7 protein-coding genes are annotated in these 11,496 nt (G+C 72.9%); 3 read left to right on the plus strand and 4 right to left on the minus strand.

The features are described from left to right. Positions 1 to 379: 379 nt before the first annotated feature. Entirely contained in the window at positions 380 to 937 is a 558-nt protein-coding gene (locus AB0412_RS31335; RefSeq protein WP_366405982.1) for a MarR family transcriptional regulator, read from the minus strand. Positions 938 to 1,059: 122 nt separating this feature from the next. Here AB0412_RS31335 and AB0412_RS31340 point away from each other — a divergent pair, with 122 nt between their 5' ends. Further along, a complete protein-coding gene (locus AB0412_RS31340; RefSeq protein ID WP_366406055.1) occupies positions 1,060 to 2,334 on the plus strand; it encodes an MFS transporter in 1,275 nt (424 codons plus the stop codon). 64 nt (positions 2,335 to 2,398) lie between these two features. Here the strand turns inward: AB0412_RS31340 and AB0412_RS31345 are convergent, their stop codons facing one another. Together AB0412_RS31345 and AB0412_RS31350 are read right to left on the minus strand one after the other, a co-directional pair. Beyond that, complete coding sequence (locus AB0412_RS31345) at positions 2,399 to 4,051, minus strand: SpoIIE family protein phosphatase (protein WP_366405983.1); 1,653 nt, start codon at positions 4,049 to 4,051, stop codon at positions 2,399 to 2,401. A gap of 172 nt (positions 4,052 to 4,223) precedes the next feature. After that, the gene (locus tag AB0412_RS31350; protein WP_366405984.1) at positions 4,224 to 5,603 is read right to left on the minus strand and encodes an NAD(P)/FAD-dependent oxidoreductase; all 1,380 of its coding nucleotides are present in this window, start codon (positions 5,601 to 5,603) and stop codon (positions 4,224 to 4,226) included. A gap of 377 nt (positions 5,604 to 5,980) precedes the next feature. On the opposite strand from AB0412_RS31350, the gene AB0412_RS31355 reads away from it, so the two are divergent. Both AB0412_RS31355 and AB0412_RS31360 read left to right on the plus strand, forming a co-directional pair. Further along, on the plus strand, positions 5,981 to 6,712 hold the full coding sequence (locus AB0412_RS31355; RefSeq protein ID WP_366405985.1) for a helix-turn-helix domain-containing protein: 732 nt from the start codon (positions 5,981 to 5,983) through the stop codon (positions 6,710 to 6,712). Between the two features lie 189 nt (positions 6,713 to 6,901). Next, a complete protein-coding gene (locus tag AB0412_RS31360; protein WP_366405986.1) occupies positions 6,902 to 8,755 on the plus strand; it encodes a sigma-70 family RNA polymerase sigma factor in 1,854 nt (617 codons plus the stop codon). Positions 8,756 to 8,992: 237 nt separating this feature from the next. On the opposite strand, the gene AB0412_RS31365 is transcribed toward AB0412_RS31360, so the two are convergent. Further along, the gene (locus tag AB0412_RS31365) at positions 8,993 to 11,110 is read right to left on the minus strand and encodes an asparagine synthase-related protein (protein ID WP_366405987.1); all 2,118 of its coding nucleotides are present in this window, start codon (positions 11,108 to 11,110) and stop codon (positions 8,993 to 8,995) included. Positions 11,111 to 11,496: the final 386 nt, after the last annotated feature.

Here is an 11,496-nt window from a genome sequence, read left to right on the forward strand (position 1 = left end):
CGCTGTTGAGTTCTCAAGGAACGGACGCTTCCTTCGTACTCACCCTCTCGGGCTTTCCTCCGGGCGCTTCCCTTCGGTGTTTCCGACTCTATCAGATCCTTTTCTCGACCTGACCCCCAGTCAGCGGGGTTTGTCTTCCCGGCCGTTGGGCCGTTCCGACGTCTCAAACCTTAGCGGACTCTCTCCATGTTTCCCAAATCGAGGGAGTGGAATTGAATTCGGGCACGCCGAAATCGTTCCCACTGGGAGGTCGTGCTGATGGTGTGAGTGCCGCTGTCGCGGCGGAAGGTACTGCCCCAGAACCGTTACGGCTCCGTGGCAACCCGAAGAACTTTACGGATCCGCCCAGGGGCTGTCAAGAAGCCACTGTCAAGATCTTTTAGTCCAGGTCCGTGAGGCGTCCGCCGGCGTCCGGCTGGGCGTGTTCCACCCTGCGGAGCAGACGGGTGAGGACCTCTCCCAGGGTGGTGCGCTCGTCCGGGGACAGGTCCTGGAGGAGGTCCTCCTCGAAGACCGAGGCCATGCGCATCGCCTCCAGCCACTTCTCACGCCCCGCGGGCGTCAGTTCCACGATCACGCGGACGCGGTTGTTCTCGTCCCTCTCCCGGGTGACCAGACCCTCGGCAACCATGCGGTCGATCCGGTGGGTCATGGCGGCCGGGGTGAGGCCGAGGCGCTTGGCGAGGTCGCTGGGGCCCATCCGGTAGGGGGCGCCGGACAGGACGAGGGCCTTGAGGACCTCCCAGTCGGCGTTGCTGATGCCGAGCTCGGCGGTCTGGCGGCCGTAGGCGACGTTCATGCGGCGGTTCAGCCGGGACAGCGCGGAGACGATCTTCTCGACCTGGGGGTCGAGGTCCTGGAACTCGCGCTGGTACGCGGCGATCTGCTCTTCGAGTGTCGGCTCGCTGAGGCCGGAGGTGCCGGAGGTGTCGCCCATGGCCGCAGTATGGCACGGCCTCTCTTTGCCTCGAAGTCCTTCGCTGTGTACTCTTTAGCTTCGAACTTTAGCTTCTAAGTCTTGACCCCTAACTAGTGAGAGAGGTGAACGTGACCAGGGCGATGGGCGCAGCGATGCGCCGGATCCATGTGGGCAACGCATTCAGCGCTTTCGGGCTGGGCTTCACGGTCCCGTATCTGTACGTCTATGTGGCGCAGGTGCGGGGGCTGGGGGCCATGACGGCGGGTCTCGTGCTCGCCGTCTTCGCTGTGGCCGCGCTGATCGTGCTGCCGTTCGCCGGGCGGGTCATCGTCCGGCGCGGCCCGCTGCCGGTGCTGCTCGCCGCCCTGGTCACCGCCGCGATCGGGGCGCTGAGCCTGGGGCTGTCGGGCAGTGCCGCGACGGTGCTGCTCTCGGCGGCGGCGCTCGGCGCGGGGCAGGCGGTGATGCAGCCGGCGCTGGCCACGATGATCGTGGACTGCTCCAGCTCGGACACCCGGTCGCGGGCGTTCGCGATGCAGTTCTTTCTGCAGAACCTGGGGCTCGGTGTCGGTGGGCTCATCGGCGGGCACCTCGTGGACACGAGCAAGACCGGGTCGTTCACCTTGCTGTTCTCGATCGAGGCGGCGATGTTCCTGCTACTGGTCGTGGTGATGGCGACGGTGCGGATGCCGCGTGCGCCGCGGATCGAGGACGCGTCGGGGCTGTCGGCCAAGGGGAGCTGGAAGCAGCTGCTGGGCAACCGGGCCATGGTGCAGCTGTGTGTGCTGGGCTTCGTGTTGTTCTTCGCCTGCTACGGGCAGTTCGAGTCGGGGCTGAGCGCGTACGGCGTCGAGGCGGCCGGGATCTCGACCTCCGCGCTGGGGACGGCGCTGGCGGCGAACACGCTGATGATCGTCGTGGCGCAGTTCGCGGTGCTGCGGTTCGTGGAGCGGCGCAAGCGCTCGCGGGTGATCGCGTCCGTGGGGCTCATCTGGGCCGTGGCGTGGGCCGTGGCCGGGTACGCGGGGCTCGGGAACGGGAGCCAGGCGATGGCGACCGCGGCGTTCATCTCGACGTACGCGCTGTTCGGGCTCGGTGAGGCGATGCTGTCGCCGACGCTGGCTCCACTGGTGGCGGATCTGGCGCCGAGCGGGATGGCGGGGCAGTACAACTCCGCCTTCGCCCTGGTGAAGCAGCTCGCGCTGGCCGTGGGGCCGGCGGTGGGCGGGCCGCTCGGGGCCTCGCTGCACGCGCCGTACGTCGTGATCTTCCTGCTGTTCTCGCTGGGCATCACCGTGCTGGCCGTGCGGCTGGGGCGGCAGCTGACGCAGGTGCAGGACCATCCGTCGGCGGCGCGGAGCCGGGTGGTGGCGCAGGGCAGCGCTTCGGCGGAGCAGGCGCCGGCACACGCCTGAGCTGCGCGCCTTCGCGCCCCCTCGTGTGAGGGACTGGGCTGTGACTGGCTGGTGCGGGGCCGGGCTATGACCGGTCGGGCTTCGGCAGGGCGAACTCGCACCAGACCGCCTTGCCGCCGCCCGGGGTGCGTCTGCTGCCCCAGCTGGAGGCGATCGTGGCGACGATGGAGATGCCCCGGCCCGACTCGTCGCCGGGTTCCGCGCGGCGGCGCCTCGGGAGGTGGTCGTCGCCGTCGGTGACCTCGATGATCAGGCGGCGGTCGGTGCGGCGCAGGCGCAGCCGCATCGGGGGTGTGCCGTGCTGGAGGGAGTTGGCGACCAGTTCGCTGGTGGCGAGGACGCCCAGGTCGTGCAGCTCGGCGGGGAAGCGCCAGCTGGTCAGGACGCCCGAGGCGAAGGCACGCGCGCGTGGGGCCGCTTCCACGCCGCCGAGGAGTTCCAGGGCGGCGTTGCGGAACAGCTCGCTCTCCGCTCCCTTGCGGGCGGGGTGCTGCAGGACGAGGACGGCGACGTCGTCGTCGTGGTCCGGGGTGACGCCGGCGGAGCGGACCAGGCGGTCGCAGACGACCTGGGGAGTGCCGGTCGCGCCGGCGAGGGCGCGTTCCAGGGCGGCGATGCCCTCGTCCAGGTCCTCGTTGCGGCGCTCGACCAGGCCGTCCGTGTAGAGGACGGCGGTGGAGCCGGGGCCGAGCGGGACGGAGCCGGAGGAGTGCATCCAGCCGCCGGTGCCGAGCGGGGGGCCGGTGGGTTCGTCGGCGCGCTGGACGGTGCCGTTCTCGTCACGGACGAGGATCGGCAGGTGGCCGGCGGAGGCGTAGACCAGGCGGCCCTCGTTGGGGTCGTGGATGGCGTACGCGCACGTGGCGATCTGGTTGGCGTCGATCTCCATGGCGAGGCCGTCGAGGAGCTGGAGCACCTCGTGCGGGGGCAGGTCGAGGCGGGCGTAGGCGCGTACGGCCGTGCGGAGCTGGCCCATGACCGCCGCGGCTCGGACCCCTCGTCCCATGACGTCGCCGATGACGAGGGCCGTACGGCCGCCGCCGAGGGTGATCACGTCGTACCAGTCGCCGCCGACCGCGGCCTCGGTGCCGCCGGGGTGGTACGTGGCCGCGATGCGCAGGTCGTCGGGTTCCTCGAGCTCCTGGGGGAGCAGGGAGCGCTGGAGGGTGACGGCGGTCTCGCGCTGGCGGCGTTCGCTCGCGCGGAGGCGTTCGGCGGCTTCGGCGTGGTCGGTGACGTCGGTGGCGAAGACGAGCACGCCGCGGCCGCCGCCGTCCTCGGTCACGGGGGTGCAGGTGAAGGTGTAGGAGCGGCCGTCGGGGGCCTTGCGGGACTTGACCGTGCGGGGCTTGCCGCTGCGCAGGACCTGGTCGAGCAGGGGCAGCAGGCCCAGCTCGGCGAGTTCGGGGAGGGTGCCGCGGGCCGGGGCGCCGACGGGGCGGGGGCCGAAGGCGGCCGTGTAGGCGTCGTTGACGTAGGCGACGCGGTGGTCGGGGCCGTGGACCAGGGCGACGAGGGAGGGGATGCGGTCGAGGACCTCGCGCACGTCGAGGTCGTCGACGGCCGGGACGGGCTGTGCGTCGTCGGTGAGGTGTTCGGCGCGGGCCGCGGGCACGGAGCCCTCTCCCCGCCGGTCCGGGGAGACCGTGAGATCGGTCCGCGCTGCGGCGCGGCGCTGCGTTCCGGGGAGCCGGGCGCTCCAGCGCGTGAAGTTCACGAATCCTTGCCTCGGGTAGTTGTCGGCGGCCGGGAACCGGGACCGGCCGGGGTCCCTGGGGCCGCACGGGGGTGGCTGCGGCCCGCCCGCGGTGGTGGACCAGTCTGGCAGGCTGCCGACCGGGCCGACATCCGTCAGACGCCGGGCCGGCCGGTGGAGTTCCTGGGTCCGGTCAGGACGACCCCTTCGAGTTGTGCGGGGGGTCTTGAGAAGGCTTTCCACCGGCCGCGAGTTCGAACTCCGCCCGGGGATGTTCGAGTGAACCCAGGGAGACGATCTCCCTCTTGAAGAGCCCGGCGAGGGTCCACTCGGCGGCCACGCGCGCCTTGCGGTTGAAGGTGGGGACGCGGCTGAGGTGGTAGGTGCGGTGCATGAACCAGGCGGGGTAGCCCTTGAGCTTGCGTCCGTAGACCTGGGCGACGCCCTTGTGCAGGCCCAGGGAGGCGACGGAGCCGGCGTACTTGTGGGCGTACGTCTCCAGGGGTTCGCCGCGCAGGGAGTGCGCGATGTTGTCGCCGAGGACCTTGGCCTGGCGCACGGCATGCTGGGCGTTGGGCGCGCACTCCCGGCCGGGCTCGGGAGCGGTGACGTCGGGTACGGCGGCGGCGTCTCCCGCCGCCCACGCGTGCGTGGCGCCCTCGACGGCCAGTTCGGCGGTGCACTTGAGACGGCCGCGCCCGTTGAGCGGCAGGTCCGTCGCGGCGAGGATCGGGTGCGGTTTGACGCCCGCGGTCCACACGACCGTACGTGTGGGGAAGCGTGAGCCGTCGCTGAGCACGGCCACCCGGTCGGCGCAGGAATCCAGGCGCGTCTGAAGGCGTACGTCGATGTTGCGGCGGCGCAGTTCGGTGACCGTGTAGCGGCCCATCTCCTCGCCGACCTCGGGGAGGATGCGGTCCGACGCCTCGACGAGGATCCACTTCATGTCCTCGGGCCGGACGTTGTGGTAGTACCGCGCGGCGTAGCGGGCCATGTCCTCCAGCTCGCCGAGCGCCTCGACACCGGCGTAGCCGCCGCCGACGAAGACGAAGGTGAGGGCGGCGTCGCGGACGGCGGGGTCACGCGTGGAGGACGCGATGTCCATCTGTTCGAGGACGTGGTTGCGCAGGCCGATGGCCTCCTCGACGGTCTTGAACCCGATGCCGTGCTCGGCGAGCCCGGGGATCGGCAGGGTGCGTGAGACGGATCCGGGCGCGAGGACGAGCTCGTCGTAGGCCAGCTGCCGGCCGCCGGTGCCCTCCTCCTCGGTGGCGAGGGTGGTGATGGTCGCCGTGCGCCCCGCGTGGTCGATGGAGGTGGCCTCGCCGATGATGACGCGGCACCGGTCGAGGACCCGGCGCAGCGGGACGACGACATGCCGGGGGGAGATCGCTCCGGCGGCCGCCTCGGGGAGGAAGGGCTGGTACGTCATGTACGGGTCCGGGGTGACGACCGTGATCTCGGCCTCGCCCCGTCCGAGTTCCCGTTTCAGCTTCCGCTGCAGGCGCAGGGCCGTGTACATCCCGACGTAGCCGCCACCGACAACGAGAATGCGCGCACGTTCCTTCACCATCCCATGACGCACCCGCCGCTTGCGTTTGTCCACAGCCTCGACGAATTGTGTGACCGGAGGCCAAAGGTCTGCCGCTTTGGCCGAATAGCCCGTTCCTGCGCCATCACCGCAGGTCAGCAGGGGTGTCTTGGGTCCCGTCCACCGGCACAATCCGGACGAATGCGCCCCGTACTCCGATCGGGGGGCGCTCCGTGCGGAACCTGCCCCTTCTGAATTGACCCCCTCTCAACTATGTTCGTGTCTCGACGGGGTGTAGGGGGATGCGCTCATCGGGTCCGCGACGGGCGGGGTCGATCACCGGGCTTGTTCCGCGAGCCCCGGCCATCGATGGCGGGGAGAAGTCTCCGGGGGGAGACGTCATTACCGGGGGAAAGCGTATGCATGTTCAGGATTCTCATTGGTCGTCCGCGGTCGCGACAGGCGCCGCGATGAGCGCGTCCACGGGCAACGGGCGGGCGGACAGGACGCGTACGGCACCGCTGCGCGTGGACGCCCAGCGCAATCTGGAGCACGTGCTCCGGGCGGCGCGCGAGGTGTTCGGCGAGCTGGGCTACGGCGCGCCCATGGAGGACGTGGCGCGCCGGGCGCGGGTGGGTGTGGGCACGGTCTACCGGCGTTTCCCGAGCAAGGACGTGCTGGTACGGCGGATAGCCGAGGAGGAGATCTCCCGGCTCACCGACCAGGCGCGGGCGGCGCTCGGCCAGGAGGACGAGCCGTGGTCGGCGCTGTCACGCTTCCTGCGCACGTCGGTCGCCTCCGGCGCGGGCCGGCTGCTGCCGCCGCAGGTCCTGCGGGTGGGTGTGGTGGAGGACCACGCGCGCGTGCCGCAGCAGCGGACCCAGCCGAGCACGGGCGAGCTGCGACTGGTTCCGGAGACACCGGCGGCACCGGAGGACGACGCCGGTGCCGCGCAGCTGCTCGACGTGGTGGGACGGCTCGTGGAGCGGGCCCGCGCCGCGGGCGAGCTGCGGCCGGACGTCTCGGTCTCGGACGTCCTGCTGGTGATCGCGACGGCGGCCCCGTCCCTCCCGGACGCGGCCCAGCAGGCAGCGGCCTCGGCCCGGCTGCTGGACATCCTCCTCGAGGGCCTGCGCTCGCGTCCCGCCTAGGACGACACCTGGGGAGGGCTCCCGGGGCGACCCTGGAGCCTTCCCCGAACGCACGTCCTCAAGCACTCGCGTTCGACAAGTCCCCACGGACGAGTGGTGGACCCCCACTCCCGGTCCGAGCCCTGAGGGGGCTGTGGCACCCTGACCCGTGTTCATGACGGGCCGGGCAGGTGGCGGGGGCTTTTCGCGATGAGCGAGGACGGGCGGGACGAGTCGTGCGCCGATGACGGCGCACGGCAGGTGCCGAGCCAGGGGCGGGCGCCCCTGGACGACGTCGAAGGCGGAGTCCCGGCCCAGCGAGACCGGCGTGAGGAAAGCATCCTGCCGCCCCCGCGCACGCTGCCGCCGTCCGACGCCGACCTGATCGCCCGGATGCGCTCGGGCGACGACACGGCGTACGAGGAGCTGTACCGGCGCCACGCCGAGGCCGTACGCCGGTACGCCCGCACCTGCTGCCGGGACGGCCACACGGCCGAGGACCTGACCGCCGAGGTCTTCGCCCGCATGCTGCAGGCGGTGCGCGGCGGCTCCGGCCCGGAGCACGCGGTCCGCGCCTACCTGCTGACCTCCGTCCGCCGGGTCGCCGCGAACTGGACGCAGTCGGCCAAGCGGGAGCAACTGGTCGACGACTTCGCGGTGTTCGCCACGCAGGCCGTCCGGCTGTCCGACGCCTCCGACACCGACACCCTGGACCTGGGCGCGGACGTACGGGCGATGCACGAGGCGGAGCAGTCGCTCGCGATGCAGGCGTTCCGGTCGCTCCCGGAGCGGTGGCAGGCGGTTCTGTGGCACACCGAGGTCGAGGACGAGTCCCCGAGCGAGGTGGCCACGCTGTTCGGCCTGGACGCCAACGGCACGCGCGTGCTGGCCAGCCGGGCGCGGGAGGGTCTGAAGCAGGCGTACCTCCAGGCACACGTCAGCTCCGCACTCACCGACGACGAGGAGTGCGCCCGGTACGCCGACCAGCTCGGCACGTACGCCCGCGGCAGACTGCGCACGCGTGCCGAACGGGGTCTGCGCAAGCACCTCGACGACTGCGCCAAGTGCCGGCTGGCCGCGGCCCAGATCGAGGAGGTCGCCTCCGGCATCCCCGCGTTCGTGCCGGTGGCCGTCATCGGCTGGTTCGGCACGGCCGGCTACGCCAAGGTGGCCGGGCTCATCGCCGGTGGTACGGGCGCGGCAGGGGCGGCCGGTACGGCGGCGGCGTCGGGCGGCGGCGGCTCCGCGGCGGGGGGAGCGGCGGCGTCCGAGGGCATGGCCGCGCCCGCGAAGGCGGGCATTGCGGCGGGCGTGGTGGCGGTGGCCGCGGCGGCGGCGATCGCGATCGCGCTGTCGGGGAACGAGGCGAAGCGGAACGAGCCGAAGGCGGCGCCGCCGGCTTCGGCACCGGCGGCCAGGGAGGAACCGGAACCCCGCCCCACCAAGCAGGCCCCGACTCCCGACCCCGTGGCCCCCGCACCGGCCCCGGCCCGCCCGACACCACCCCCCAAGCCCACACCGACACCGACACCGACCCCCACTCCCTCTCCCACCCCCACACCCACACCACCACCGAAGCCGACCCCCACGCCGACACCGCCCCCGCCGCCGCCTCCCCCGGCGCCGGAGGTCTACCCATGGAGCGAGCTCTCCTACGACATCGCCGGTGACGGCACGGGTCCCGAGATGCGTATCGGCTCCAGCAGCTGGGTCTGGCAGCGCTCGTCCCTGAAGATCGCCGACGTGCGCTACGGCCACGGGGTGACGGTGCACGGCCGTTCGTCCGTCACGATCGACCTGAACCGTCCGTGCACCGCGTACGACGCGGTGGTGGGCGTGGACGACCTGACGATGAAGCTCGGCAAGGTGAGCTTCTCGGTGCACGCCGACGGGGTGCCGCTGTGGAACTCCGGGGTGATCAAGGGCGGCGATCCGGCGGTTCCGGTGCATGTGAACCTGACGGGGCGCAAGACCGTACGCCTGGTGGTGGAGCCGCACAGCCACGTCGACACGGTGGCCTTGGCGGACTGGGCGGAGTCCCGCTTCACCTGCACGCAGGGCTGAGGCCGACCGGGCTCTGCCGAACGCCGGTTGCCTGGTGGCCCCATGCCGGTGCCGGCCGGGACTGGGTCGCGCACCCCGGCACTGACGGGGCACCGTCCGCGCCCACCCGTGCCACCCCAGCGGCACGACTGCCCGCGGAATGGACGACACCGACACCGGCTGCCTGCGGCGCGTACGCCCGCAATGGAGCGCCGCAGGCATGCAACGCGCACCCCCACCGGAGCCGCAGCCGCGGTCTCACCCCGCAGCGCCCGCCCCCAGCGCCCCCCGGCGCACCACGATGCCGCCCGGTACCGCTCGCTGTCGTGCCGGTGTGCCCGTCCAGCATGTCCCCCGGCGTGCCAGTAGCCGCCGTAGCCACAGTTCCAGGCCCACCAGGTCCGCCAAGCCGTCCAGCGGCAGCGGCTCACCCTCCGCCGCCGCCCGCAGCGCCTTGCGCACCACCCGCGCCTCGACCAGCCCCGCCTCCGCCAGCAACGGCGTGTCGAACAGCGCCATCAGCGAGTCCACCGCCACCCGCAACCCCGTCCGCGCGGCGGCCACCGCCGCCGTACCCCCCGTCGGCGCTCCCCACCCCTCCGGCAGCTCCCGAACGCCCGCCCCCTCCAGCACGGACCGCAGAATCGCCGCCCGCGCGCCCGGCCGCACCCGCAGCGCCTCCGGCAGGGCCCTGCACGCCCGCACCACCTGGTTGTCGAGGAACGGCGCGTGCAACCGCTGGAACCGCACCTCCGCCGCCTGCTCCAGCACCCGTAGATCCGCCGCATGCCGCGCCAGCGCCGCCCGCGCCCGGAAATCCCCGGGCCGCTGCCCCGGCCCGACACCGATATCGGCGCGGCGCATCGACGCCTGCAGACGAACCGATACTTCAGCCAGCGCCTCCCCCGTCAGCCAGCGCGCCGCAGGCCCGGGTCTGCCCCAGCTCAGCGCGGCCAGCGAGGCATCCGCCGCACCCGCGGAACCGTCACCGTCGTCCAGCCTCCGCCGCAGCAGCCGCTCCGCGAGCTCTTCCACGCCCGCCCGATACGGCGTACGGGCCAGCCGCCGGGCCGCCGCGTACACCCGCGCCGGCACCATCACGGACCCGTCCGCCTTCGCCAGCGCGGCGACGGGCCGCACGAGATGCCGCCGCTTACGGTCCATCAACAGGTCGGACAGCCGCGCAGGATGGGCGTCCAGCACCTGCCGCGCCCCGTACCCGGTGAAATGATCCGCGCTCCCCGCCGCCAGCCGCGCCCGGTGCCGCGCCGCGGCGACCAGCGAGGGCCCGGGCTCATCGGTCAGCGGCCCGTCCAGGTCGGCGTACGGCAGGGTCTCCTCGCTCCCGGCCACCACCACATGGTGCAGCCGCGGATTCGCGGCCAGCGCACCGGCCCGCTCGAGCTCGTCCTCCCGCCCGCCGACGACGAGATCGTTGAACGTCACGGCGAGCAGCCGCTCGCCCGCCCCCGTCCCGTGGCCCAGCACGGTCCCCGGCATGCCCGGCAGCCCGGCCGCCAGCAGCGCCAGCGTCCCGGACGCCGGCCCACCCGACAGGTCCGCCCCGATCCCCGGCACCGGCATGCCGCGCGCCGCCCGCCGCTCCGCCGGCCCCATCCCCGGCACGGGCCCGGGGTCGATGTCGGCCCCGGGCACATGACGCGGCGCCGCCAGCCGGGTCCGCACCGCTTCGACGAGCGCGTCCCGCACGGCGTCCACCGCCCGCTCCGGATCGGCCGCCGGCGCCGCGACGGCGAGCGAGGCGACCGGCTCGTACCCGGCGATCTCTCGGGCCCCCGCGCGCAGGATCAGCGCGTGCCCCGGCGGGATGCGCTTCACGCCGTCGTACGGGGTGGAGTCGTGCAGCGCGGCCGGTACGTCGGGCGCGGCGAGCAGCGCGGCGAGGTGCCCGAAGTCGAGGTTGGCCTCGATGAGGTCGGCCAGCGGCAGCGCGGCGGTCGCGTACGCCGTACCGCCCGCCCAGGGGGTGTAGAACACCGGCCGGGCGCCCGCGAGGTCACCGCAGACGGTGACCCGCCGCCCCACCTGCACGATCGCGGTGTAGCTGCCCGGCCAGGCGGTCAGATGCCGCAGTGCCCCGCCGCGTGCGGCGAACAGGGCGACCCGCAGCTGCTCGTCGGAGGCGCCACAGGTGCCGAGGACGGCGATCCGGGTCTGGGCGTCGGCCTTCACCACCCGCACCTCGTCGGGCCGCCAGTCGCCGACCGCCCACAGCGGGTCGGGGTCGCCCCACAACAACTGGGACCCCACCGGATGCAGCGTCTCGCCCTCGGCCCCGGTGGCTCCGGCCGAGCCGTACCCACCCGCTCCGACGGCCCCCGCGGCGGTGCTGCTCCACCCCACCAACCACCGCATCGACGCCTCCACAGGCTGTGGACAACCAGTGCACCGTACGAACCGGTTCTCCATGCTGCCATGAAGGAGGCGCTCCAGTGGGGTGCCGGACCGGCATGTGCTCCGCCGAATGCGCCCCGGCGGATACACCCACCCCCGGACCCGGACCGACCCGAACTCCCGCCCACCGCACAAAGATCGCCACCCGTGACCACACCCGGCCCCACGCCACGGCGACGCGAATGCGCCCCCGCAACGCGCCCCAAATGCACCCAACGCGCCCTCAACTGCCGTGGTGAGCGCGGTGATACCCCTCGAACGGCGGGGTCGATTTTCGGCCAATTCGGAGCGAGGAGAGCAGACTCGAACACGCTCCGTGCAACCCCGGCCCACCGCCGGGCGGTCGC

The sequence above is a fragment of the Streptomyces sp. NPDC052012 genome, from assembly GCF_040689265.1.
In the GTDB taxonomy this organism is placed as follows: domain Bacteria; phylum Actinomycetota; class Actinomycetes; order Streptomycetales; family Streptomycetaceae; genus Streptomyces.

Coding starts and splice junctions, on each gene's coding strand:
- AB0412_RS31340 (WP_366406055.1), top strand. CDS start 1,060: ATGGGCGCAGCGATGCGCCGGATCCATGTGGGCAACGCATTCAGCGCT.
- AB0412_RS31360 (WP_366405986.1), top strand. CDS start 6,902: ATGAGCGAGGACGGGCGGGACGAGTCGTGCGCCGATGACGGCGCACGG.
- AB0412_RS31355 (WP_366405985.1), top strand. CDS start 5,981: ATGCATGTTCAGGATTCTCATTGGTCGTCCGCGGTCGCGACAGGCGCC.
- AB0412_RS31335 (WP_366405982.1), bottom strand. CDS start 937: ATGGGCGACACCTCCGGCACCTCCGGCCTCAGCGAGCCGACACTCGAA.
- AB0412_RS31365 (WP_366405987.1), bottom strand. CDS start 11,110: ATGCGGTGGTTGGTGGGGTGGAGCAGCACCGCCGCGGGGGCCGTCGGA.
- AB0412_RS31350 (WP_366405984.1), bottom strand. CDS start 5,603: ATGGTGAAGGAACGTGCGCGCATTCTCGTTGTCGGTGGCGGCTACGTC.